Here is a 24,819-nt window from a genome sequence, read left to right as displayed (position 1 = left end):
AACCACCCGTTCTACGGGTGGTTATGATTTTTAGGGGGGATAAAGATAATTATGAAAATTATTTTATCATTCAGAGAATATTGTTATTTTTCATATGAGTTGATATAATAAATAAAAGTTTTCAAGATGTACATTTGTTCTGTTCTAAAATATAAGAGTACGTTTATGGGGGATATGGTTTATTGTATTTTTAGTCGATAATTTGAAGTCTATATATTTAATGCTTTAAAATGGAGAAATAAAATTGTGAAAAATAGTTTGAGGCGCCTTATAAGTGCAACTGCTTTATTGATAGTATTTTTTGGGCTATTGTTCTATCCTTTGGTAAAGGTAGAGCATGTGAAAGTAACTATAAATGAGTTTTTTGAACTGAATAGATTTTCTCTTTTGCCGGATGGGCAGCGTATATTTTTATATGACAGGAAAAATAATAATATTATTGCTAAAGACATACAATCTAGTTATGAACGTGGTAATAAATTATATGTATATGGACCTTATTTTCAGGGTATTATAGAGCGACAGAAGGATCAAATTCAGATATTTGTTGAAAATACAGAAGAAAAAGGCAAACTATTAAGATTACGTAATGAGGATGGTCTTATATTAATAAATAAAAGTGATATGAATAAAGAAGAACTTAGAATATTTGAAATATTAAAGGTGTCGACAGAATTAAAAGAAGAAACAAAGCAAAAAGAGATGATAGTTAAAATTTATTAGTATTTGATAATTGTAGACATTTTCTCATCAGGCATATATGCGTATATAAAAATGGGAGTCTTAATGAAAAATAATTGTTAAAATAGTAGATTTGCATAAGTCATATCTACAAGAAGGAGGCTAAAATATGATTAAAAATAAAATTCCCAAAATTTTTTTAGTCTTCCTTCATATATTGTATATGATGCTCCTAATATTGATGATATTTATTTGGTTAATTTCCATGATAATATCTAAATGGGGGTAGCCAAGGTATGAGGCTAATGGCATATTTCATGCTAATGTGCTGGTCGACAGAAAAATGAATATAGATTTACTGCTTCCTAAAAATGCTCTCGCGGATGCACAATATATCTATGGTCTTTGTATATATCCAACTTCGTATGGGAAAGACGGGTTTATAAAAATAGACTATGTAAATGATTTGTATTATCTATATGATGCAAATGATAAACAAATAAAGGGCTTGCAACAGGTGTATGGGGACAGGGTCATAGTATTACAGCGTTTGGAACCTGGTGATGAACAGATTTATTTACGATTAAAAGAAGGCAAAGCGGGGAAATTAGTAGAGACACCGGTTTATACAGACTCATGGGGAAAACCGATGTGGGATGAGTTTCGATTTTAATAATATTTCAGAAAAGATGGAATGAACTAAGAGTTATATACTAATACCTTTGAGAGGGAGCTAGGGATATGGATTTAAAGGAATGGCTAAAGAAGATGTGTCAATTATTGGAAACATGGATTCCACGATTAGTACTATTCATTTGTTTGTGTGGATTTCTATATGGCAATATTGCAGGAATTATAAACAATGGTAACTATACTTTTGACAAACTATTTAATGCGATTTATCTTCTGGGATCATTGGCGTTATACCTATTTCTAAAAGAGTGTATAGTATGGTGTAAAGCCATTATAAAATTTTTTAAGAATATCTTTAATTATATGAGCAGTAATTTGAATTAGTGTACACAGTACTTTTAGAACACTATATCTTGAAAGCTTTTTATCTCTAAAGAACCTTTCTCCCTGAGCTAAGATCTAATACGGCGATACCCTTTGCTGTGGCCCTAGACGCTAAAGTAGCAGAAATAAAAAAAGGCACTATACATCCTGTGAACCGACTTTTGTGCCTGCGGCACCCAAGCTCTCCCCAGAGCTAAGATCTAATACGGCGACACCCTTTGCTGTGGTCCTAGGTGCTAAAGTAGCAGAAATTTAAAAAGACACTATACATCCTGTGAACCGACTTTTGTGCCCGTGGCACCCAAGCTCTCCCCAGAGCTAAGATTGTATACGGCGACACCCTTTGATGTGGCTCTAGGTGCTAAAGTAGCAGAAACTTAAAAAGACCCTTACCATCCTATGAAGCGACTTTTGTGCCGCACTTCTCCTAGAGCTAAGATCTAATACGGCGATACCCTTTGCTGTGGTCCTAGATGCTAAAGTCGCAGAAACGCAAAAAGACCCTATACATCCTGTGAACCGACTTTTGTGCCCGTGGCACCTAGGAGGGAACAGGATGTATAGGGTCTTTCAGTTTATATATGTAGCACTACGGCCACAGCAGGGCTTCGCCTATTACGACTTAGCGATCCCCATTGAATATCGAATTCTTAACAATTACATAGTCCACTTTTCGAATTGCAGTCAAGTTATTACCGCCTGCATAGGAAATAGAGGACTGTAAGTCTTGTTCCATTTCAGTTAAGGTATCGAAAAGGCTGCCTTTGGAAGGAATGTACATTTTTTTACCCTCCACGTTTTTACGTTCGCCTTTTTGAGATTCGGAAGCGGAACCAAAGTATTCTTTGTATGGTTTGCCGTCGATTTCAACTTCTTTACCCGGAGATTCGGTGTGACCGGCAAAGAGGGAACCAATCATAACGAAAGTAGCGCCAAAACGAATGGATTTAGCAATGTCGCCATGGTCACGGATACCGCCGTCAGCGATAACAGGCTTAGTAGCCGCTTTGGTGCACCAACGAACAGCGGATAACTGCCAGCCGCCGGTACCAAAACCGGTTTTTAATTTCGTGATACATACTTTACCCGGTCCAATGCCGACTTTAGTAGCGTCAGCGCCGGCATTTTCAAGTTCACGAACGGCTTCAGGAGTACCAACATTACCGGCAATAACGAAGCTTTCCGGTAATTGTTTTTTTATATGCTGAATCATTTCAATAACGGAATTGGAATGACCGTGAGCGATATCGATGGTAATATATTCAGGAGAAAGACCGGCTGCTTTAATTTCATCAACGAAATCAAATTCTTCTTTTTTTACACCAATACTGATGGATGCAAATAATCCCTGTTCTTTCATACGTTTAATAAAATCAAGACGAGTGTGTGGAGCAAAACGGTGCATGATGTAGAAGTAATTGTTGCGGGCTAATTTTTCAGCCAATTCTTCATCAATAATCGTCTGCATGTTGGCCGGTACAACCGGTAAACGGAATGTGCGATTGCCGAGTTTTACTGAAGTATCACATTCACTACGGCTGTTAACAATACATTTATTCGGGATTAACTGAATGTCTTCATAATCAAAAATGTTTGTTGTATTAATCATGGAAGGCCTCCTTGTAATAACATAAATATCCATTAGACATTATATAGGAAAGATAGTGTTTTTGCAAGCCTAACTCGAACAGTATGATTTATATATCGTTTTAATGTTCGGGTTTTGTAAATGCCATGTTTGCTTTTTGTAAAAACTCCGATACTTGGGGCAAAAAACGGTATTGAGTTGATTTATACTTCGCTCTGGCGGTATAATTAAATTATATTTGCAAGCAATTGGGTAAAAAGCTTAAGGAGAACGCAAATCATATCTTTACTGTTGTTGTGATAACGACCCATGGTCGGGAGGATATTTATGGAACAAAAACAACGTACAAGAATGTTGGTGGAAGCGGGTTTATCGATTGCAATCGCATATGTATTACATTTTGTAGTCCTCTTTCAAATGCCGCAAGGCGGTTCGGTGAATGCAGCCAATTTGGTACCGCTTATCATTTTTGCCATTCGTTGGGGTGGTAAGTGGGGTGTCATAACTTGTATGGCTTACGGTATCATCGATTTTTTGCTGGGCTTCAAATTTTCGCTTCATTTTTTAAGCATCTTACTGGATTATATTTTAGGCTATGGTGCCATCGGTGTTGCCGGTTTCTTCGGTAACAGCCGTGTACGCGCTATTTGGGGCGTTACAGCCGGATGTGCATTACGCTGGGTCTGCTCCGTTGTGTCGGGCGCTGTCGTATTTGCTTCCTATGCACCGGCCGGTCAAAACCCATGGATTTATTCTATGATTTATAATGCCAGTTATATGGTGCCGGAATTAGTTATTAATATGGCGGTTATAGTACTGTTCTATAACCGTATTATGAAAGGAATTCGTTCGGCGCGCGGTTAATTGTGGCTGAATGAGTTAATGGAGTTATTTATGAAACGTCTTTTAGTAGAACGTACAGATATGAACCAATTGCATGATATGGGGCTTCTCATAGTGTGTGGCGGTCAAAGTACTCGCATGGGACGTGACAAAGCATCGTTGCCTTGGCAAGAAGGCACACTTTTGACCTCGCTCATGACCAGGGCGAGGTCCTTTGCTTTTTCACATATCGTTATCGCCGGTAATCAGCCGGTCGATTTACGAACTTTACCGGGTGAACTCTATGCTATGCATCCTTTATCGGATTTAAGTGGTCGGGTACGCCTTAGTGATGCTGAATTGGCCACCGTAGAGCCTCATGATGTGCATCGTTTGGAATGGGTTTTGGAAAACGAGCGGACCTTATCTATCTTTTTAACGGCCGATCAGGGCGAACCATGCGGCCCTTTGGGCGGTTTGGCGGTCGGCCTTAGTGAAGGGCATTGTGATGCTTATTTGGCGGTGTCGGTGGACATGCCGTTATTTGACAATTTTGACTTTGGCGATGTAACAAAACTTCGCTCGCATTTGGGGAGAACCCCGGTAGATTGTATTGTGCCTACTATAAATGGCAACTTAGAACCTTTGGGGGCCTTATATAGCCAGCGTTGTCTGCCGGTTATTATAAAGTTGTTACAGCAAGGGGAACGCCGTTTGCGGGCCATTTTTGACCATTGTCTGACAGAATATGTCGATGTATCGGCTAACGCCTATGCCTATAAAAATGTAAACACTTATAATGAATATAAGGCGATTCGCGCTTTAGCGTATAACAGTACTCGTCAAAAACCGATTATTTCCGTGGTGGCCAGTCAGTCTAAAACGGGCAAAACCGAAGTGGCTACGCGCTTAATTAAGGCTTTGGATGCTCTTGGCTATGAAGTGGGTTTTGTCAAAAGTGATGGTCACGGTTTTACCATGGATTCAGAAGGAACTGATACATGGAAGGCCGATAACGCCGGCGCGAAGGCTGTAGCCATTGCCGGACCTACCGGGTATGCGATTTTAAATAAAACGGAGGGGCCAACCGATTTAATGACCTTGGCCGAACAATTGCCGGTCGATATTGTAGTTATGGAAACGCGGAGCCGCGGTGTAGAGCCGATTATTGAAGTGGTAACGGAGGCACCGACGAATTTTGAAAACTGCATTACGCCGGTTGATAAATTATTGGCCGTGGTGTATATGAACGACAATGAGGCGTTTTCACAAGAAAATGTATTACCGTCAGACGGCGTAGCTGTGTTTTCATTACATGACATAGAATCATTGGCCAACTGGTTGGTAAAAGAAGTGTGCTTTAATTAAGTCATTGTAGGAATTTGTATTTTATTTTAAGAAATATACTATTTAAGATGATGTAGCAGATATTGCAGTTTTTTCAAAAGGTATATTTTATTTAGATTATAAAAAAGCTGAGGAGGTGACCGTATGGAAGGCATTACGGTTGAAGCGGCGCGAAGTAAATTATTGGATTTGGTAGCACAGTTACCGCCCCGAGAAACAGAGAATATTCCTTTAGAAGATGCGTTGGGCCGCGTTTTAAGCACAGAACTGACTGCCAAGACAAGTATTCCGCCATTTCGTAAGGCTCCTTATGATGGTTATGCCATTGTACATAGTGAAGGACAATCGCAGTTTACGGTTATTGCCACAATCGGTGCGGGTGAAAAATATGAAGGCAAAGTTCTTCAAGGTGAAGCTGTGCGCATCATGACGGGCGCACCGGTGCCTGATGATTGTGACACCATTGTTATGCAGGAACGCTGCCGTTTGTGCTCCGATGATGGGATACCGTTGCAGCATTCGCAGGTGCGCGACGTAATGGAACCTATGGGTTACGATATTTTAGTAAACGGCGTTATTGAAAAAGGCGAAAATATTATTCCGGAAGGCGAAGAATGTGCCGAAGGGGATATATTGATGGATGGTGGTGTTTTATTGGATGCAGGCCGTGTGTCTGTAGCAGCCGGGCTCGGGCATCGACAATTGCCGGTATATAAAGAACCTAAGGTTGTAGTTTTAACTTCAGGTCGCGAAGTGGTGCCCCTTTCAGAAACGCTGCAAGGTGCTCAAATCTACAACTCTAATCTTTATATGCTGGAAGGTTTGTTGAAGGAGCAAGGGGTTACCGGTTTTAAAGCACATCATGTAAGTGACGATCCGGATAAGTTGGATGAAGAAATTGAAACAGTTCGTCAGTTGGCGGCTGATGCGGACTTAATTATAAGCACCGGTGGTGTATCTGTGGGCCTCTTTGATTCTATGCCGGCGATTTATGAAGCCTTAGGGGCTGAAAAATTGTATGATCGCATCTTCATGCGTCCCGGTGCCGCTTCCTATGGCGGTGTGATTCGTCGTGAAAATGGTGGTCTTACTTTTTGCTTGGGCCTTTCCGGTAACCCTACAGCGGCGTATAATTGCTATCATTTGTTAGTTTTACCGGTATTGCGTAGTTTGCAAGGACGACGCGATATCATGTTACCGGTAGTTATGTTAAAACTGGGCAGTGGCATTCACAAAAAGAACCCCTTTGATCGTTATGTGCAAGGGGCCATTACCTGTGAATCAGGGGAAGCCGTGTTCATGCCGAATCGTGTATTCACTTCCAGTGCTTTACTGGGACTTGCCCACGCCAATGGTATGGCAAAATTGGAACAAGGTCAGCATAACTATGAAGAAGGGGATTTAGTGGCCGTATCGCTATTGAAGGCTCATGAATAAATTCTTTTGTGGCAGCTCACCAATAAGGTTTACAAACTAACTATCGCCATCAGGATTCGATAAGGCTTATTAAAAATTTCTTATGACAACTCACCGATAAGGCCTATTAAAAAATCTCTTATGACAATTACCATAAGGCTCAATTATCAGTAGCGATTTATGGGTATGCAACTATAAAGGACATCTTCCGTGTTTTGTACATGTGACAGATGTCCCTTTTGTATAAACAATTACAAAAACGTATAATTAGTCATTCTATAGCAAATTGCAAGGAACGAACTTTTTTGATATAATAGAAAAGCTTCATGTTAATTCAAGGGTATTTCAAGCGTAGTTATAATCCATTGGAAGAAGTAAAACCAATGGTTTATAACTCTTTTTTATTTTCTCCTTATTCTAAAACTATGACTTGAGATTTGCCTATCTCAAGTCGAATTACCCTTGAATTAATGAAGGCTCATTTGAAATAATTTATATGTATGCGAAAAAGGAAGTGATTGCATTGGCTATGTTAAAAAAATTAAGTCTGGCTTCATGGATTATTATCGGCTTAGTGGCAGGCGTTATCGTGGGCGGCGTAGCTCCGGAGTTTGCCAAAAGTCTAAAACCATTGGGCGATGTATTTATCCGCATGATTAAAATGATCGTGGTACCGCTCATTTTTAGTTCCTTGGTCATGGGGATTGCCGGAACCGGTGATTTCAAAAAACTCGGACGTTTGGGCGGTAAAGCGATTTTATGGTTCGAATTTGCTACCAGTTTGGCATTAATCGTAGGCTTATTTGCCGTTAATGTCATGGAACCGGGCGTTGGCGTAGCTTTAACGCAAAACGGTGCTTCCGAAGTAGTTAATAAAGCGGCGTCTGCTCACGGTATCGACCATGTTGAAATGCTCGTTAATATCGTTCCGACCAATATCGTTGATGCTATGGGACGTGGCGATATGCTCCAGATTATTTTCTTCAGTTGTTTATTCGCCATTGCCGCAGCCAGCACGGGTAAAGACGGCCGTCAAATCATCGACTTATCCAAAGATTTGGCACACATTATGTTCAAAGTTACTCATTATATTATGTATGTGTCGCCAATCGGTATTTTCGGCGCCATTGCCTACACGGTAGGTGAATTCGGCCTCGGTATGTTATTACCGCTTTTAAAACTCGTTCTTTGTTTATACTTAGCCTTGATTCTATTCTTGGTCATCGTAATTTCCATTGCCTCTTTTTTGACAAAAACCAATTTATTCCCGTTGTTAAAAGTCTTAAAAGAACCATTGGTATTGGCATTCTCTACGGCAGCCAGTGAAGCGGCGTTGCCGATTGCCATGGAAAAATTGGAACGCGCCGGCCTTCCTAAACACATTGTAAGTTTCGTGTTGCCGTTAGGTTATACCTTCAACTTGGACGGCTCCACCTTGTATAGTGCGTTAGCTGTTGTATTTATCTCGCAGGTTTACGGTATTCCGTTCCCATTGGAATTACAGTTGTTGATGCTTGTTACCTTGATGCTTTCTACAAAAGGCATCGCCGCGGTACCGGGTGCATCTCTTATCGTAATTGCCGGTACGGCGGCCGCTTTCGGTTTGCCGGTAGAGGGCATTGCCATTATCCTCGGTGTTGACCGTATTCTTGATATGGCTCGCACCTTCTGTAACGTAACCGGTAACTGTGTGGCCGCAGCCGTTGTGGCTCGTTGGGAAAATGAAATCTCTGCCGATGACTTGGCTAAACGCATGAAAGAACCGTTTAGTGAGGAAGAATTGGAGAACTTAGAATTCTCGAAATAAAGTTTTCGAAATGAAATAGTTGTCGGTGCGGTAAACGGCCGTTGCATAGTTATTTTGCGGTCGCCATGATACCGATAGACACTCAAAAACCCCTATACCTATCTACTCCCGGGCTCTTTCAGAGCAAAGGTCGTGTGATAGGTATAGGGGCTTTTTTCGCTTCTTTCATAGGCATTTATGGCAACCCTGTAAAATATCTATACTCACTGGCCGTTTCAAAGCACCGGCACCGTATTTACATTTCTCAGTGGGGGGAAGGGTAACTCCTCCACGGCGTGAGATGATAATACGCTGTTGGTGCTTGTAATCACGTTTAATCGCTAAACGGCTCGGATATTTAGCTTAAAATTGAGATGATATAAGATACGAAAGGCACTATCCCATTACGCGACTCTTGCTCTGAAAGAGCGTAGGAGCATATGGGATAGTGCCTTTCGTATACCCACAATTAAAGTCTGAATATCCGAGCCGGAATCAGTGGTTTGAACGTGTTACTTCACCAACAGATATTTTATTGAACAAAATTCATTGACTTCCATTCAGTGAATGTGATACAATGTACACATAGTTCGAAAAGATTGGATGTGATGATATGAATAATCGGCAGTTGGCTGCCTTGGAAACAAAGAAAAATTTATTGGCGGCGGCTAAGAAGATTATTAGAGAAAAAGGTCTTGTAAATACTTCGGTGGCGGAGATTGCAAAAGCTGCAGGCGTTGCCAACGGCACGTTTTATACATATTTTAAACGTAAGGAAGATATAGTATATGAACTTGGCCTTGAAATATATGAGGAGCTTATAGAGAGAGCTAAGAATTATGAAGGAACATTTTTAGAGCGACTTACATTTTTTATGACGAGTTTTTCGGCAGATATCGAAAAAAGCAGTTTAAAGCTTTGCCAGGAATGGGTACGCAATACTGTGAATCCAAATTTAGTCGAAAATCCTGAGCATCGTAATAAAATATATATGGATATAAACACAGTGAAGTCTTTATTGGAAGGTGGTGTTGCTCGCGGGGAGTTGAAGGCCGATACGCCGGTAGATGTTTTGGCGCATACAATTATAGATATCTTGTATGGTCAGATGCTCTGTTGGAATATGACTGACGGTGCCTATAGTTTTAAGGAAAGAACCAAAGAGTTTTGTAATATATTTTTAAAATCGTTAATGACACCTTATATTGTGTAAAAATTGACAAAAAGGAGAGATACTTATGACTACAAAGATTCCTACAGTTACATTGAATGATGGCGTGAAAATTCCGGTATACGGTTTTGGTACATTCCGGATTCCTGCTGACGGCAGCACCTATAAAGCAGTACGTGAAGCTTTGGACTTGGGCATTCGCCATATTGATACGGCCGTTGCTTATTTTAATGAAGCAGAAGTGGGGAAAGCAGTTCGCGAAAGCGGCATTCCTCGTGAAGAAATTTTTGTTACCAGCAAACTTTGGTTACAAGATTATGGCTACGAAGCGGCTAAAAAGGGGATTGAAACATCCCTTCGTAAATTAGGCCTGGATTACATGGATTTGTATTTGATTCATCAGCCATACGGTGATGTGCCGGGGGCTTGGCGTGCCATGGAAGAGGCGAAAGCTGAAGGCAAGATTCGCTCCCTTGGTGTAAGTAATATGACGCCGAAGATTTGGAATCAGTTTGTGCCGCAGTTTAAAACGATGCCGTTCGTTAATCAGGTGGAATTCAATCCATATTATCAGCAGCAAGAAATTCGTAAGATTATGGCTGAACACGATGTAAAATTAGAAGCATGGGGGCCACTGGGGCAGGGGAATGCTAATTTGTTGAAGGACCCTGTGATTACAAAAATTGCGGATGCTCATGGTAAAAACGCCGGCCAGGTTATTCTTCGTTTCGAAGTGCAGGAAGGGATTATCGTTTTCCCTAAATCCACGAAGCCGGAACGAATCAAGAGCAATATGGATTTTTTTGACTTTGAATTGACCGAGAGCGAAATGAATGAAATGCGTGGTCTTGACACCGGTAAGGGCGTACACAACCCTGATAATGAAGGTGTAGCCGAGTTTTTACTTGCAAACTATGATGTGCATGCCAACGACTAATTAATATTTACATAGTCAAGGAGATATAGAATAAGGAGAGAAATTATGGAATACAGAGAGTTATATAATGGTGTAAAAATTCCGATGCTTGGTTACGGTGTTTTTCAGATTCCGGACCATGAAGAAGCTAAAAAATCCGTGGCAACGGCTTTGAAAAACGGTTACCGTTTGATTGATACGGCTCAGGCCTATTTGAATGAAACGGCTGTTGGCGAAGCGATTAAAGAAAGTGGCATTCCGCGCGAAGAAATTTTCATTACCACCAAAGTTTGGGTTCAAGATTATTCGTATGAAAAGACTATCAAAGCGGTGGAATTGTCGTTGGAACGTCTTGGTGTAGAGTATATTGACCTTATGCTCCTACATCAGCCAATCGGTGATTATATTAATGCGTGGAAGGCTCTTGAAAAGTTATATAAAGAGGGCAAATTGAGAGCTATCGGCATGGCTAATTGCTATCCGCACGTAATTGCTGATCTTTGCATGACATTTGAAATCAAACCGATGATTAACCAAGTGGAATTACATCCGTTTTTTCAACAACAGCTTAACCTTGATACAATGAAGGAATACGGCGTTATACCGGAAGCTTGGGGACCTTTTAACGAAGGTAAACGTAATTTATTTACCGATCCGATTTTGACGGCCATTGGTAAAAAATACAATAAAACAGCGGCACAGGTTGCTTTGCGCTGGAATATTCAACGTGGCGTTATTGTAATTCCTAAATCAGTTCGGGAAGAACGTATGCAACAAAACATAGATGTCTTTGATTTTGAACTTTCTCAGGAAGATATGGATCAAATCAAGACAATGGATATCGGCCATAGCGAAATCGTAAATCACTTTGACCCTGAATTTGTGAAGATGTTGCATAATCATAAAGTATGATAGTCGGCCGTGAGGTAAAAAGCTATCGCACAGTAATTTTTCGGTCGCAGTAATACTTTGGGACTTAAAAATCCCCCTACCTATCTACTCCTGGGCTCTTCCAGAGCAAAAGTCGCGAGATAGGTAGGGGGATTTTTGCGTTGTTATCATAAGCATTTACTGCTATGCCGAAAAATTACATCTGCAAAAAGCTTTTTCCAATCACGGCCGGCGTATTCATACCTAAGATTTGGGGCAGTGAGTAGAGAGTAAATATCCTATATTGATCTTCGGATATATAAAACAGAGCCTGCTAGAATAATTCTTTAGATTGACTTTTAATGTCGACATCCCTATAATAAGGACAAAGTTTTGATTAGGGAGGACATTAAATGAATGATAAAAAGTGGAATTTACAAACAATCGTTCTGTACGGGATTAACAGTGTTATAGGTAGTGGAATTTTTTTGCTACCGGGTTCAGCCTATGATCATTTAGGCCCGGCTAGCCTTTTGGCCTATTTATTTGTGTTTGTTTTGGTTATGTCTATTGCTCTTTGTTTTGCGGAGTGCGGCAGTATGTTTGAACAGTCCGGTGGACCATATCTTTACACGAAACAAGCATTTGGGGATTTCTTTGGGTATGAAGTAGGGGTTATGAAATGGATTGTTAGTATAATCGCCTGGGCGACTATGGCCGTTGGCTTTTCCACTGCTTTATCAGCATTGATTCCGCAAATTGCCTCTCCTGTATTGCAAAAGACTATAGCTATCGGGATAATTCTTACTTTAAGCTTGGTTAATCTTTTAGGGATAAATATTATGGCGTATTTAAATAATATTGCTACTGTAGCGAAACTAATTCCTATGGCAATATTTATTCTAGGGGGAATTTGGTATGTAGAGGGAAGCAATTATACTCCATTTATCCCGGCAGATTTGACAATTAACTCTGTGTCCACAGCTTTTATTATTGTATTTTTTGCTTTTACAGGTTTTGAAAACTTAGGTGTAGCTGCCGGGGATATGGAGAATCCAAAAAGGAATGTTCCGTTGGCTTTAATCATATCCATGTCTTTCGTATCGGTAGTCTATTTTTTCGTTCAGTTTAACTGTGTTGGTATTTTGGGCGCTGATTTAGGCGGAACGAAAACGCCCGTAGCAGATGCTATGGGGCGTGTTTGGGGGAGTAACGGCTTGTTGCTGGTAACGCTGGGGACCTTAATATCTATAGGCGGGTTGAATATTGCAAGTTCTTTTAATACGCCACGATGTGCTCAAGCATTGGCAGAAGGCAGACTGTTACCTAAATTTATGATGAAAAATAATAAATATAATGTGCCTTATATTTCGGTGCTTATTACAGGAGGATTGGCCATTTTATTAACCTTGACAGGAAGCTTTGCAGAACTAGCCGCAATTAGTGTTATCAGTCGATTTAGTCAATATATTCCGACTTGTATTGCTGTTCCAGTTTTAAGGAAAAAGAGTTTTGGTCATGCAGGTTATAAAGTGCCGTTTGGGCTATTAGTTCCGGCAATTGCAGTAGTTGCTAGTTTATGGCTCTTAGCTAATGCAGATTTATATAAATTAGTAACCGGCCTTGGTGCGATGGTTCTTGTTGCACCTTTGTATATTCTTATGAAGAAATATAGTTCAGTTGAAAATAGCCGGCCGTGAGAGGAGGGCTTATAAATGAGATTGAATTATGTAAATAATTAATTATGCTAAATAAGCATAATTGAAAAAAGGAATTTGCAATTACGATATAGAATTTACTTGTATCAGCAACTTTTGTTGACTTGTTAGTTTAGACGTATTAGTTTAGACATATTAGGGAATTCAAGTGAATTGAGAGGCTATACTATGCAAACTACGTATGAAAAAGTTGTTTCGGTTTGTTCGTATTGCGGTTCCGGTTGCCAGATAGAATTTACTGTCGATAAAAAGGCTAACCGCATAATTTCTGCAAAAGGCGCTCCGGGTCGTACCAACGAGGGGCGCCTTTGTTTAAAGGGTTTTTACGGTTGGGATTACCTGAATGACCCTCAGCTTTTGACTCGGCGTATTACGAGTCCGATGATTCGTAAAGGCGGTAAAGGCAGCCCGTTGGAACCGGTGAGTTGGGATGAAGCCATTGCCTATACGGCGGAACGGCTCAAAGCGATTATTAAAGAATATGGTCCTGATTCCGTTATGGGGGCCGGGTCGGCCCGCGGTCCGGGGAATGAAGCCGGCTATATTACGCAAAAATTTATGCGTGCCGTAGTGGGCACTAATAATGTGGACTACTGTGCGCGTATTTGCCACGCTGCGTCCGTAGCCGGCTTAAAAGCATCTATCGGGGAAGGAGCCATGTCAGTCAGTGTGCCTGAAATTGAAGATGCTGAAGTAATTTTTAACATCGGGTATAATGGAGCAACGTCTCATCCGATTGTGGCTCGCCGCATTATTAAAGCGAAAGCTAAAGGGGCGAAGATTATTTGTGCGGATCCTCAGATTTCGGAAACGGCTCGTATTGCGGATATTCATTTGCAGCAAAAAGGGGGCACCAATTTGTTGCTCCTCAATGCGTTGGCCTATACGATAATTGATGAGCATCTGACGGATGATGAATTTATCAAGGCTCATGTGAACGGCTATGAAGAGTTTGTGCCGAAGCTTGCCCAATATGCACCGGAAGCGGTGGCCGCTGAAATCGGCGTCAGTGCTCAGGCTATTCGTGAAGCGGCTCGGCTCTATGCTTCGTCGAAGCATTCTGTCATCCTTTGGGGCATGGGGATTACTCAGTTCTCTCAAGGCGTTGACAGCGTGGCGGCGTGCTCCAATTTGGCACTTTTGACCGGCAATTACGGTCATTATGCGACGGGGGTAGGTCCGGTGCTCGGTCAAAATAACGTACAGGGCACCTGTGATATGGGTATTTTGCCGGATGTCTATCCGGGGTATCAGTCGGTGACGGATGATGCGGTACGCGCTAAATTTGAAAAAGCCTGGGGTGTTTCCTTACCGTCCAAACCGGGGATTAAATTGACGCAAGTACCGGATTACGTGCTAGGTGAACCGGATCCTAAGAAGCGGATTCATGCCTACTATATTCTCGGTGAAGATCCGGCCCAATCGGACCCTAATTTGGAAGAAATTCGTGAAACCTTAAAACAGATAGATTTAGTTATCGTGCAGGATATCTTTATGAACCGCACGTCGGAATATGCGGATGTTCTTTTCCCGGCTACGGCGTGGGGTGAACACGACGCCATTTATACCTGCTGTGACCGCGGTTTTCAGCGGGTTCGCAAAGTCATTGAACCGCCTGAAGGGGTAAAACCGGATTAGGAAATCCAAAGCCTCTTAGCTACGGTTATGGGTTATCCGATGCACTATAACAATACGCAGGAAATCTGGGATGAAATGCGTAAGTTATCTCCTAAATTCACCGGCGCCACTTATGAAAAAATCGACGCCTTAGGCGGCGTACAGTGGCCTTGCTATGATGAAAGTATGGATGATAAAGGGACTATGTTCCTCCATGAAGGTGGTCATTTTGCTACCGAAGACGGTCGTGGGAATTTACTTTTCACCGATTATGAGCCGGTTAAAGAAGAAGTGGATGAAGAATATCCAATGTCCTTCTGTACCGTTCGCGAAGTAGGCCATTACTCGGCACGCACCATGACGGGCAACTGCCGCATGTTGGCAAAACTGGAAGATGAACCGGGTTGGGTAGCCATGAATCCTAAAGACTGTGAAGAACTTGGTGTGGCCCAAGGCGATTTGGTTCGTGTTCGTTCACGGCGCGGCAGTCTTATAACCCGTTGCTTGCCGACGGAACGGGTTAAACCGGGTTCGACCTACATGACCTATCAGTGGTGGATTGGAGCTTGTAATGAATTGACGAATACGGCGCTTGATCCTAAGAGTAAAACGCCGGAATATAAATATTGTGCCTGCCGTGTTGAAAAGTTGGACGACCAAGCTGAGGCGGAAGCGTATGTACAGACACAATATGCATTGATTCGGTCCAAAATGGGGATAGAAAAGGCAGGTGCCAACGTATGAATCGATTTGTAAAAGGAAATCCTTTATTTTGTTTAGGCTGCCGTACTTGCATGGTAGCCTGTGTAGTGGCTCATCGCGGTAACGGTATTTTCACGACCGATCCTGAGAGCGAAGATTTTTATCCGCGCATTCATGTGGTAAAAACGAAAACTAAGACAATGACGGTGCAATGTCATCAGTGTGAAAATGCACCGTGCGTCAAAGTGTGTCCCGTAGGGGCTTTGGAAAAGGGCACTGATAGTATTCTTATGCACGAAGAACGTTGTATTGGCTGTAAACAATGTACTATGGTTTGCCCGTTTGGCGCCATTCAAATGAAATCCGTAGCCGATGAAGGTACGGTGAGGGTAGTGGCCAATAAATGCGACCTTTGTGCAAATACGGAAGAAGGCGTACCGGCCTGCGTCAGCCATTGTCCGACTGACGCGTTGACATTTTATGAAATCGACAGTGTGCAGAACGCAGTGGATAAGAAAAATCTCCAAACAGCATTAAATGCATGGGCTGTAAAGGAGGGACAAGTATGAATCAGTTTGTATACTGTGATGTGAATCTTTGTATCGGCTGCGGCATGTGTGAACGACAATGCATCATGTCCCATTACGATTTGAAGATGACGGACGTGAAACTTAATGATCCGTTGCAACGCGCTCGTTGCAAGACCTATCGTCAGCCGGAATTGAAAGCGGCGGTTCACTGCAAGCAATGTGAAAACCCGTCATGCATGGCGGCGTGTCCGGTAGGAGCTATCCATAAACGGGACGACAAGCTGATTTTTATTGACGAAAACAGCTGCATCGGTTGTCGTGAGTGCGTACTGGCTTGTCCGTTCGGAGCCGTCCGCATGGCGCCCGTAGCAGACGGTCGGGTAGTGGCCACTAAATGCGATTTATGCGTTGATACGAAGGCGGGCACACCGGCTTGCGTCAAAGGCTGTCCGAAGAAGGCCTTGACCTTGATGAACGATGAAACATTAAAGGCATGGCTTTTATATAAACAGGAGCATTCGGCGTAACTGCATTTTGTTATATTTAGTTGTTGTATTTTTGCTATAAGCTATAATGAGAATTATGTAATAAGGCTAAAAAAGGCTCTCTTGTAAAGTACGCTGTGAGGCGACTATACAAGAGAGCCGTTTAGTTTTTACTGTTAAAAATTTAGTTTTATAGGGGTTATAGGACAAAACTTAGTACTGGGAAGCATAGAATAATTTAGGGTTATAGGGGATAGAGTTATAGGACAAAATTTGGTACCGGGGAGTATAGAATAATTTATTAGTTCTACAGAAGTCCTTTAATCCGTTCCGGATGGGTAATACATTTAAAGGAATCGGGGCGCAACACATTACAGAGGGTAATGTTATATTTTGTGCCAATTCGATGCCCAGTTCCGTCGGCATGGCACGGGAACAGAAAATCGGCACACCGATACGGTGAACTTTTTTGATGACCGACTGTGGTACACGACCGCTGAAGATTAAAATTTTGTCGGATGAATCAATCTTTTGGGTGGTTATAATGCCTAAGAGGCGATCCAATACATTGTGACGGCCTACATCTTCCGCATAGGCTACCACCTTACCGTCTTTTACAAGGGCCCCTTCATGAACGCCGTGTGACGTATGATGGGCTTTCGTGATGGAATCGAGAAGCCCACCGTAATTGCAGATTTCATCGGCACTGACCGTTAAATTGGCTTTGGCTGCCGGCGGAATGACCGGGGCCGATTCATTATAATAGGCTGTATTGTGGTTAAGCGTTACATCGATGCGATGGGAATCTGAATCCATGGCGATGTGAGCAATATCTTCTAATTGGCTGATATGACCTTCCATGAGGCAATAGCCGATGATTAAATCGCGAAAATCATGCGGTGAGGCAATGAGCGTTGTAATACGCTTGTTTTCAATAAAAAGCTTATAGGCCACTTCGTCAGAGATAGTAAGCTGTTCTTCGACGGCGCCTTTGCCTTTTTGATAGGAGATACAATTGTGAGAATTAGTGTCTGATAAAGAATACATAACAAACCTCCTTGAATGATTCGCACTATGCGGACAATATGCCGGTGAGAATGTACTTGATTCCTATATTATACATGACTTGAGTATGTTATACAATTTTTATAGGAATTTACTATGTAAAAATAGCATAACAAAAGCCCTAAGTGTGGAGACTCAGGGCTTTTGCCGTTTTGTGAAGAAGATGAAGTTTGTATAGACTATCCTGAGAGGATATATTGTAAAGTTTGAAGAAACTATCCTAAGAGGATACATTAACGAAGAGTAGAGTGACAGCAGGATCCTCAAGGAATAAAGGAATCGACTCCGTGCAAGCGGACAAGACATAAAGTGTGTCCGGTTGTATTTGGAGGTTACCTATTTGAGCCTTGGCAGAGGGATCAAAAGGTAAATTTGGAACATAGAGGAAGCTATGTTCGAGAGGATTAAGTTGAGAAGAAGAAGTTAACACAGAGTAGTTAACCTTCATTCCTTGTTGGAACATAACATTAAAATCTGTTGCTTTCCCCTTGGAGTAGGTGTGATAAGCACCATCGAAGTAAGCTACTTCGTACGGTTTTAATAGGTATGTTTCTGCTGTTTCTTTAAAAGATAGGTATAACTGATTGTTTAGCGGAGTAATTAGACGTTGATAGCCCGGAAGCAAAGTAAATTCAGACGATTCAACATCAACTGTAGCGGAACTTATCCGAATGGCAAAATCTCTCTGGCTATAAGAGCTTTGCGGAGGATAAATATAAAACTCAGTTGTGGAACCACCGGACCAATTCGAGGTGGTGGCGTCTTTACGACTAATCGCTGTAATTTCCATAGCGCCTCCTAAGCGTTCTCATCTATTCGCTACATACAATATAAGTCAGTTACGTCTAAAAACTGTCAAAAATCAAAACTTTTTTCAAAATTTGAAAATTAGATGTTTTTTTGGTTATTCTTGATGTATATTAGACGTATAAATTTAACATTCCTAATATATGTACGGGAAATATATGTGAGGAATAAGTTGTATTTTTTGAATGGAGGCAATCATATGGCTAAGTTAGTAGAATTCGTTCCAAATTTTAGTGAAGGTCGCGATAAGGCAAAAGTTGAAAAAATCGTTGATGAAGCACGTAAAATTAAAGACTTGAAGATTCTTGATTATTCCAGTGATGCCGATCACAATCGCTCCGTAGTTACCTTAATCGGTTCCCCTGAAGCGGTAACCGAAGCAGCCATCAATATGGCTAAAGTAGCGATTGAACTCATCGACATGCGTACTCATGAAGGGGCTCATCCGCGTTTTGGAGCCGTTGACGTTGTTCCGTTTACACCGATTTCCGAAGTAACCATGGAAGAATGTGTTGAAATTGCTAATAAAGTAGGTAAAGCCTATGGTGAAATGGGGATTCCGGTTTATCTTTATGAAGATGCCTGCACTAAAGAAGATCGCCGTAACTTAGCCTCTGTTCGTAAAGGGCAATATGAAGGCTTCTTCGACAAAATTAAAGACCCTAACTGGGTACCTGACTATGGACCTGCCGAAATGAATGAAAAATCCGGTTGCTCCGCTGTTGGCGCTCGCGTATCTTTGGTAGCCTTTAATGTAAACTTAAATACCAGCGACCTTGCCGTAGCTGATGCTATTGCCAAGAAAATTCGTCATATCGGCGGCGGTTTACGCTATGTCAAAGCTATGGGCGTAATGCTGGAAGAACGCAATCAGGTACAAGTTTCCATGAACCTTGTTAACTACCATAAATCCTCCGTATATCAAGCTTTTGAAATGATTAAAATGGAAGCCAAACGTTATGGCGTATCTGTCGTAGGCAGCGAAATCATTGGTACCGTACCGATGGCAGCTTTAATGATGGCCGCTGAATATTATTTACAAGTTGAAAACTTTGACATGAACCAAATTTTAGAAAAACAATTGTTAGACTAATATAGCTTCCATGATTTACAACGATTAAATTGCGTATCGCTGTGCAATGAGAGTTGAAAAAAGTCCATATTTAGTGTAAATTAAAGGGTATAAAGTTATTTATCAAAGATTAACAGCCCTACAGGAGGTGCATTTATGTTCAGCGATATTGAAATTGCGCAAGCCAATCAGATGGAACCGATTACCAAAATTGCCGAAGAATGCGGCATTTTGCCACAAGAATTGGAACAATATGGTCATTATAAAGCTAAAATTTCCCTTGATGTATTAAAACGTTTGGAAAATAAACCGGATGGTAAATTAGTTCTTGTAACTGCCATTACGCCAACTCCGGCGGGCGAAGGCAAATCCACTACCAGCATCGGTTTGGCACAAGCTTTAAACAAAATCGGCAAAAAAACTGTAGTTGCTTTGCGCGAACCTTCTTTGGGACCGGTATTCGGTATTAAAGGCGGTGCTGCCGGCGGCGGTTACGCTCAAGTAGTACCGATGGATGATATTAATCTTCATTTTACCGGTGATATGCATGCCATTACGGCAGCTAACAATTTATTATCCGCTATGATTGACAGTCATGTACATCAAGGCAATGAATTGAACATTGATGTGCGTCAAATCAGCTGGAAACGTGTTATGGATATGAATGACCGTGCTCTGCGCAACGTAGTTGTGGGGATGGGCGGCAAAGTATGCGGTTTCCCTCGTGAAGATCATTTCATGATTACCGTAGCGTCTGAAATTATGGCCGCGCTATGCTTGGCAACAAGCCTTCAGGATTTAAAAGCACGTTTCGGTCGTATCGTTATCGGCAGTACCTATGATGATCAACCGGTTTATGTACATCAGCTCGGCTGTGAAGGCGCCATGGCTATGCTCATGAAAGACGCCATCAAACCTAACTTGGTACAGACTTTGGAACATACGCCGGCCATCGTTCATGGCGGTCCGTTTGCTAACATTGCTCACGGTTGTAACTCCATTTTAGCGACTAAAATGGCTCTTAAATTGGGTGATATCGTAATTACGGAAGCTGGATTCGGTGCCGATCTCGGGGCTGAAAAGTTCCTCGACATCAAATGCCCATACGGCAATTTATTCCCACATGCCGTTGTTATCGTAGCCACTATTCGTGCGCTCAAAATGCATGGCGGTGTTAAAAAAGCGGACTTAAACGAAGAAAACGTGGAAGCTGTTAATGCCGGTTTTGTAAACCTTGCCAAACAGGTTGAAAACATCCGTGCTTTTGGTTTACCGGTATTGGTAGCAATCAATAAATTCGCGTCCGATACACCGGCCGAAATTGAGAAGTTATTACAGAAATGTGATAGCTACGGCGTAGACGTAAGCCTTAACGAATGTTGGGAAAAAGGCGGCGACGGCGGTATCGATATGGCTAAACAGATTGCAACCATGGTAGAAGGTACCGATTTCAAACCTACCACTATGTACGATAAGGAAGAAAGCATTCCGGCCAAATTGACAAAAATTGTGCAGAAAATTTACGGCGGCGACGGCGTTGAATTTACCGCCAATGCTAAAAAACAAATTAAACAGTTGGAAGACTGGGGTCTCGATAAATTACCGGTTTGTATCGCCAAAACACAGTATTCTTTGAGCGATAATCCGGCTTTATTGGGCGCACCTAAAGATTTTAACATTACCGTACAAGACGTGCGTATAGCTAACGGTGCGGGCTTTATCGTTTGCCAGACCAGCAATATCATGGTTATGCCGGGCTTACCTAAGAAACCGGCGGCCCTCAATATGGATATCGATGAGGACGGCAAAATCACCGGTTTATTCTAAAATCAGCTTGCAAAAATTCATGCATACTGAACTTAATTGGGAGGAAACACATGGAATTAAAAGCTTTATCCGTAGAAGCATTTATCAATGAAACAGGTTCCGATTCGCCGGCTCCTGGTGGTGGCAGTATTGCGGCCCTTAACGGCGCAACCGGTGCAGCTTTAATCGAAATGGTGGCAGCGCTTACCATCGGTAAAGAAAAATATGCCGCTGTAGAAGCCGAAATGAAAGACATTCAGGTAAAAGCTCATGAAATGAAAGCGCGTTTCTTGGCATACATTGATGAAGACAGTGCAGCCTTCAATAAAATTATGGCGGCGTTCAAATTGCCGAAAGAAACGGACGAAGACAAAAAAGCTCGTTCCGCGGCTATTCAGGAGGCTACCAAAGGGGCTGCTTTGGTTCCGTATCATATCGGTGAATTGGCTAATGAATTATTGCCACTCGCTGAAGCTGTTATCGTAAAAGGCAATCAAAATGCGGTTACTGACGGTGCCGTAGCTACGATGAATGCCAGAACAGCCGTACATAGTGCGTTCTTAAACGTAAAAATTAATTTAGGCAGCATCAAAGACGGAGCTTTCGTTGCCGATTTAAATCAAAAAATGGCAGCTATCGAAGAAGCTATTGATACCAAAGAACAAAGTTTATTACAAAAAGTAAATTTATAAGCCGTGAAGCAATCATAGCCTATAGTTTTACTTGAAACTTGATGGCATGGGATTTATTGCCATTTCAAAGTGATGATAAACTTTAAAAAGTAAACGAACAGAGCGGTTTTTTAGTAAACCGCTCTGTTTTTTTAGATATTTTTAACAATGTCCGGACTAAATATGCGAAAATGTAATTTTAAATATTACTCTGTAGAGTGTAAAATAAGTATTATGATAAGCACAATAATCATGTAAGATTGGTAGTATTAAAGGTGTTAGGTAACAGGATCGGTGTAGGGAGTTGAGGCTTGACTAAGAGGTCGCAGCCGTATAGTAAAACCGATCACAGGTATTTAGGTCCATAAAGGAGTGAGTTCTCTTGTTTAAAATCGTAAGAAAAATCGTTTTACATGCTAATATGTATCAATATGATATTTTGGCACCACGTTTAGCGGAGTCGGCATTACCGGGGCAGTTTGTAATCGTAAAGCACGGCGAATACGGTGAACGTGTACCGCTCACTATTACCGATTATGATCGCGAAGAAGGTACCGTGAGCATCGTTTTCCAAACATTGGGTGACTCCACGCAAAAACTCGCCAAATTGGAAGAAGGCGACTTTTTGACAGACTTCGTAGGGCCATTAGGGAATCCGACCGATTTGGCGGAAATGTCCGACGAAGAATTGAAAGAGAAAAAGATTTTATTCTTGTGCGGCGGTGTCGGCACGGCGCCGGTATACCCGCAAGTTAAATATTTAAAATCCCGCGGCTGTTCCGCCGATGTTATTATCGGGGCCCGCAACAAAGATTTAATTATCTATGAAGAACAAATGCGTTCCGTAGCGGGGAATTTGTATCTTGCCACCGATGACGGCTCTACAGGCTTCCACGGCAATGTAGTAGCCTGCATGAAAGATTTAATTGAAAAAGGCAAAGAATATAATCACATCGTTGCCATCGGGCCGATGATTATGATGAAATTCGCTACCATTGCGGCTAAAGAATTGAACATTCCAATCGTAGTGTCCTTGAACTCCATCATGGTTGACGGTACCGGCATGTGCGGTGCTTGTCGCGTTACTATCGGCAATGAAGTTAAATTTACCTGCGTAGATGGCCCTGAATTTGACGGTTACTTGGTAGATTTTGACAATGCTATGCAACGTCAAACCATGTACAAGACGGAAGAAGGTCGTAAGTTAATCCGTGAAATGGATAAAGCCAATCCAAATCCTGATTGCACGTGCAAAGCGGAAGAAGGCTCTGAAACTACAGAACTTACGGATAAGGCTAAACGCATTCCGGTGCGTGAACAGGATCCGGCCGTGCGTGCTACTAACTTTGAAGAAGTTTGCTATGGCTACAGCCAGACGGAAGCCATGCTGGAAGCACAGCGCTGCTTGAACTGTAAAGTGCCTCGTTGCGTTGACGCTTGTCCGGTTCACATCAATATTCCGGGCTTTATCCAAGCTTTAAAAGCAGGGGATATTGAAGAAGCAGGGCGCATTATTGCGCAGCAAAGTGCCTTGCCGGCTATTTGCGGCCGCGTTTGTCCGCAAGAAGAACAATGTGAAGGCGCCTGCGTTATGGGGATTCGTAACGAAGCGGTGGCCATCGGTAAATTGGAACGCTTTGTAGCCGATACTAACCTTGCCAACGGTGTTGTTTTTGGTGAAAAAGAAGCGCCTAAGGGCATTAAAGTGGCTGTTATCGGTTCGGGGCCTGCCGGTCTCAGTTGTGCCGGCGATTTGGCCAAAAAAGGCTACGACGTAACGGTATTCGAATCCTTACATAAATTGGGCGGCGTTTTGGCCTACGGTATTCCTGAATTCCGTCTCCCTAAAGATCGCATTGTAAATAAAGAAGTGGAAAACATTAAGAATTTAGGCGTTAAGTTTGAAACGGACGTTATTATCGGGCGTACCGTAACCATCGATGATTTGATGGATAAAGAAGATTTCAAAGCCGTATTCATCGGTTCCGGCGCAGGCCTTCCTAAATTCATGCATATTCCGGGCGAATCTTCGAACGGCGTATTATCGGCCAACGAATTCTTGACCCGTGCGAACCTTATGAAATCGTATGATGACAGCTACGACACACCGATTGCCATCGGCAAAGTGTGTGTAACCGTCGGGGCCGGCAACGTGGCTATGGACGCCGCTCGTACCGCCCTTCGTTTAGGCTCGGAATCCAAGATTGTATATCGCCGCAGTGAAGATGAAATCCCGGCTCGTGCCGAAGAAGTTCATCACGCTAAGGAAGAAGGGGTTGAGTTCAATCTCTTAACCAATCCGGTTGAAATTCTTCACGATGATAAAGGCTGGGTAACCGGTGTTAAATGTGTCAAAATGGAATTGGGCGAACCGGATGCATCCGGCCGTCGTCGTCCGAAGGAAATTGAAGGTTCCGAATTCGTTATCCCTTGTGATACCGTAATCATGTCCCTTGGCACCAATCCAAATCCATTGATTCGTTCTACCACTAAAGGTCTTGATACGGAATCTTGGGGCGGTATTATTGCCGATGAAAAAGGGGCTACCACCAGAGAAGGCGTATTTGCCGGCGGTGATGCGGTAACCGGGGCCGCCACCGTTATCTTGGCTATGGGGGCCGGCAAACAGGCAGCCAGTGCCATTGATGAGTATTTATCTAAATAAGTAAATGGCAAATATAGCTTGATAATATAAGTCAAAAGATGTGGCGAATAAATAGCCATTAAAAAAA

At 42.2% G+C, this 24,819-nt stretch carries 19 protein-coding genes and 1 pseudogene; 17 read left to right on the top strand and 3 right to left on the bottom strand.

Annotation, left to right across the window (positions count from 1 at the left end; all coding sequences use genetic code 11):
* Nucleotides 1-246: 246 nt before the first annotated feature.
* Both QZL64_RS13930 and QZL64_RS13925 read left to right on the top strand, forming a co-directional pair.
* Nucleotides 247-723 (top strand): hypothetical protein, encoded by a 477-nt coding sequence (locus QZL64_RS13930; RefSeq protein WP_021842554.1) that lies wholly within the window; start codon nt 247-249, stop codon nt 721-723.
* 301 nt (nt 724-1,024) lie between these two features.
* On the top strand, nt 1,025-1,354 hold the full coding sequence (locus QZL64_RS13925) for a hypothetical protein (protein WP_021842553.1): 330 nt from the start codon (nt 1,025-1,027) through the stop codon (nt 1,352-1,354).
* Nucleotides 1,355-2,320: 966 nt separating this feature from the next.
* Here QZL64_RS13925 and guaC read toward each other — a convergent pair.
* Nucleotides 2,321-3,307, bottom strand: a complete 987-nt coding sequence (gene guaC, locus QZL64_RS13920) for a GMP reductase (protein WP_006556499.1) — start codon at nt 3,305-3,307, stop codon at nt 2,321-2,323.
* 306 nt (nt 3,308-3,613) lie between these two features.
* On the opposite strand from guaC, the gene thiT reads away from it, so the two are divergent.
* The 11 genes and pseudogenes from thiT to QZL64_RS13865 all read left to right on the top strand — a co-directional run bounded on the left by thiT (nt 3,614) and on the right by QZL64_RS13865 (nt 16,708).
* Nucleotides 3,614-4,150, top strand: coding sequence for an energy-coupled thiamine transporter ThiT (gene thiT, locus QZL64_RS13915; protein ID WP_021842551.1), 537 nt, complete (start codon nt 3,614-3,616; stop codon nt 4,148-4,150).
* A 30-nt stretch (nt 4,151-4,180) separates the two neighbouring features.
* On the top strand, nt 4,181-5,476 hold the full coding sequence (locus QZL64_RS13910; RefSeq protein ID WP_021842550.1) for a molybdopterin-guanine dinucleotide biosynthesis protein MobB: 1,296 nt from the start codon (nt 4,181-4,183) through the stop codon (nt 5,474-5,476).
* A gap of 123 nt (nt 5,477-5,599) precedes the next feature.
* The gene (locus QZL64_RS13905) at nt 5,600-6,892 is read left to right on the top strand and encodes a molybdopterin molybdotransferase MoeA (RefSeq protein WP_021842549.1); all 1,293 of its coding nucleotides are present in this window, start codon (nt 5,600-5,602) and stop codon (nt 6,890-6,892) included.
* 508 nt (nt 6,893-7,400) lie between these two features.
* Complete coding sequence (locus tag QZL64_RS13900; protein WP_226974141.1) at nt 7,401-8,678, top strand: dicarboxylate/amino acid:cation symporter; 1,278 nt, start codon at nt 7,401-7,403, stop codon at nt 8,676-8,678.
* 592 nt (nt 8,679-9,270) lie between these two features.
* Nucleotides 9,271-9,870: a TetR/AcrR family transcriptional regulator gene (locus QZL64_RS13895; RefSeq protein ID WP_021842547.1), complete on the top strand. Its 600-nt coding sequence runs from the start codon at nt 9,271-9,273 to the stop codon at nt 9,868-9,870.
* A gap of 25 nt (nt 9,871-9,895) precedes the next feature.
* Nucleotides 9,896-10,765 (top strand): aldo/keto reductase, encoded by an 870-nt coding sequence (locus tag QZL64_RS13890; protein ID WP_021842546.1) that lies wholly within the window; start codon nt 9,896-9,898, stop codon nt 10,763-10,765.
* 45 nt (nt 10,766-10,810) lie between these two features.
* The gene (locus QZL64_RS13885; RefSeq protein ID WP_021842545.1) at nt 10,811-11,656 is read left to right on the top strand and encodes an aldo/keto reductase; all 846 of its coding nucleotides are present in this window, start codon (nt 10,811-10,813) and stop codon (nt 11,654-11,656) included.
* A 371-nt stretch (nt 11,657-12,027) separates the two neighbouring features.
* A complete protein-coding gene (locus tag QZL64_RS13880; RefSeq protein WP_021842544.1) occupies nt 12,028-13,314 on the top strand; it encodes an APC family permease in 1,287 nt (428 codons plus the stop codon).
* Nucleotides 13,315-13,500: 186 nt separating this feature from the next.
* Nucleotides 13,501-15,693: pseudogene (gene fdhF, locus QZL64_RS13875) on the top strand (formate dehydrogenase subunit alpha).
* The gene (locus QZL64_RS13870) at nt 15,690-16,220 is read left to right on the top strand and encodes a 4Fe-4S dicluster domain-containing protein (RefSeq protein WP_021842541.1); all 531 of its coding nucleotides are present in this window, start codon (nt 15,690-15,692) and stop codon (nt 16,218-16,220) included. The pseudogene fdhF and the gene QZL64_RS13870 overlap by 4 nt, the downstream one beginning before the upstream one ends.
* A complete protein-coding gene (locus QZL64_RS13865) occupies nt 16,217-16,708 on the top strand; it encodes a 4Fe-4S dicluster domain-containing protein (RefSeq protein WP_021842540.1) in 492 nt (163 codons plus the stop codon). Before QZL64_RS13870 ends, QZL64_RS13865 begins: the two co-directional genes overlap by 4 nt.
* 171 nt (nt 16,709-16,879) lie before the next feature.
* Here QZL64_RS13865 and QZL64_RS13860 read toward each other — a convergent pair whose 3' ends face one another.
* Together QZL64_RS13860 and QZL64_RS13855 are read right to left on the bottom strand one after the other, a co-directional pair.
* Nucleotides 16,880-17,713 (bottom strand): formate dehydrogenase accessory sulfurtransferase FdhD, encoded by an 834-nt coding sequence (locus QZL64_RS13860; RefSeq protein WP_021842539.1) that lies wholly within the window; start codon nt 17,711-17,713, stop codon nt 16,880-16,882.
* Nucleotides 17,714-17,951: 238 nt separating this feature from the next.
* On the bottom strand, nt 17,952-18,521 hold the full coding sequence (locus QZL64_RS13855) for a HutD family protein (RefSeq protein ID WP_021842538.1): 570 nt from the start codon (nt 18,519-18,521) through the stop codon (nt 17,952-17,954).
* A gap of 216 nt (nt 18,522-18,737) precedes the next feature.
* On the opposite strand from QZL64_RS13855, the gene ftcD reads away from it, so the two are divergent.
* From ftcD to QZL64_RS13835, 4 genes are all read left to right on the top strand, one after another.
* On the top strand, nt 18,738-19,631 hold the full coding sequence (ftcD, locus tag QZL64_RS13850) for a glutamate formimidoyltransferase (protein WP_021842537.1): 894 nt from the start codon (nt 18,738-18,740) through the stop codon (nt 19,629-19,631).
* 135 nt (nt 19,632-19,766) lie between these two features.
* Nucleotides 19,767-21,437, top strand: a complete 1,671-nt coding sequence (locus QZL64_RS13845) for a formate--tetrahydrofolate ligase (RefSeq protein ID WP_021842536.1) — start codon at nt 19,767-19,769, stop codon at nt 21,435-21,437.
* Nucleotides 21,438-21,487: 50 nt separating this feature from the next.
* Complete coding sequence (locus tag QZL64_RS13840) at nt 21,488-22,108, top strand: cyclodeaminase/cyclohydrolase family protein (protein ID WP_021842535.1); 621 nt, start codon at nt 21,488-21,490, stop codon at nt 22,106-22,108.
* A gap of 361 nt (nt 22,109-22,469) precedes the next feature.
* Complete coding sequence (locus tag QZL64_RS13835; RefSeq protein WP_021842534.1) at nt 22,470-24,752, top strand: bifunctional dihydroorotate dehydrogenase B NAD binding subunit/NADPH-dependent glutamate synthase; 2,283 nt, start codon at nt 22,470-22,472, stop codon at nt 24,750-24,752.
* Nucleotides 24,753-24,819: the final 67 nt, after the last annotated feature.

It is taken from the genome of Veillonella sp. CAG:933 (assembly GCF_000431435.1).
Lineage (GTDB): Bacteria > Bacillota > Negativicutes > Veillonellales > Veillonellaceae > Veillonella_A.
Note: the sequence above shows the minus strand (reverse complement) of the source record. Positions and strands in the feature narration are given on the sequence as shown.

What these genes read in the sequence shown, in the direction of transcription:
- QZL64_RS13925 (WP_021842553.1), top strand. Translation starts at nt 1,025, where the DNA reads ATGAATATAGATTTACTGCTTCCTAAAAATGCTCTCGCGGATGCACAA.
- guaC (WP_006556499.1), bottom strand. Translation starts at nt 3,307, where the DNA reads ATGATTAATACAACAAACATTTTTGATTATGAAGACATTCAGTTAATC.
- thiT (WP_021842551.1), top strand. Translation starts at nt 3,614, where the DNA reads ATGGAACAAAAACAACGTACAAGAATGTTGGTGGAAGCGGGTTTATCG.
- QZL64_RS13910 (WP_021842550.1), top strand. Translation starts at nt 4,181, where the DNA reads ATGAAACGTCTTTTAGTAGAACGTACAGATATGAACCAATTGCATGAT.
- QZL64_RS13905 (WP_021842549.1), top strand. Translation starts at nt 5,600, where the DNA reads ATGGAAGGCATTACGGTTGAAGCGGCGCGAAGTAAATTATTGGATTTG.
- QZL64_RS13900 (WP_226974141.1), top strand. Translation starts at nt 7,401, where the DNA reads ATGTTAAAAAAATTAAGTCTGGCTTCATGGATTATTATCGGCTTAGTG.
- QZL64_RS13895 (WP_021842547.1), top strand. Translation starts at nt 9,271, where the DNA reads ATGAATAATCGGCAGTTGGCTGCCTTGGAAACAAAGAAAAATTTATTG.
- QZL64_RS13890 (WP_021842546.1), top strand. Translation starts at nt 9,896, where the DNA reads ATGACTACAAAGATTCCTACAGTTACATTGAATGATGGCGTGAAAATT.
- QZL64_RS13885 (WP_021842545.1), top strand. Translation starts at nt 10,811, where the DNA reads ATGGAATACAGAGAGTTATATAATGGTGTAAAAATTCCGATGCTTGGT.
- QZL64_RS13880 (WP_021842544.1), top strand. Translation starts at nt 12,028, where the DNA reads ATGAATGATAAAAAGTGGAATTTACAAACAATCGTTCTGTACGGGATT.
- QZL64_RS13870 (WP_021842541.1), top strand. Translation starts at nt 15,690, where the DNA reads ATGAATCGATTTGTAAAAGGAAATCCTTTATTTTGTTTAGGCTGCCGT.
- QZL64_RS13865 (WP_021842540.1), top strand. Translation starts at nt 16,217, where the DNA reads ATGAATCAGTTTGTATACTGTGATGTGAATCTTTGTATCGGCTGCGGC.
- QZL64_RS13860 (WP_021842539.1), bottom strand. Translation starts at nt 17,713, where the DNA reads ATGTATTCTTTATCAGACACTAATTCTCACAATTGTATCTCCTATCAA.
- QZL64_RS13855 (WP_021842538.1), bottom strand. Translation starts at nt 18,521, where the DNA reads ATGGAAATTACAGCGATTAGTCGTAAAGACGCCACCACCTCGAATTGG.
- ftcD (WP_021842537.1), top strand. Translation starts at nt 18,738, where the DNA reads ATGGCTAAGTTAGTAGAATTCGTTCCAAATTTTAGTGAAGGTCGCGAT.
- QZL64_RS13845 (WP_021842536.1), top strand. Translation starts at nt 19,767, where the DNA reads ATGTTCAGCGATATTGAAATTGCGCAAGCCAATCAGATGGAACCGATT.
- QZL64_RS13840 (WP_021842535.1), top strand. Translation starts at nt 21,488, where the DNA reads ATGGAATTAAAAGCTTTATCCGTAGAAGCATTTATCAATGAAACAGGT.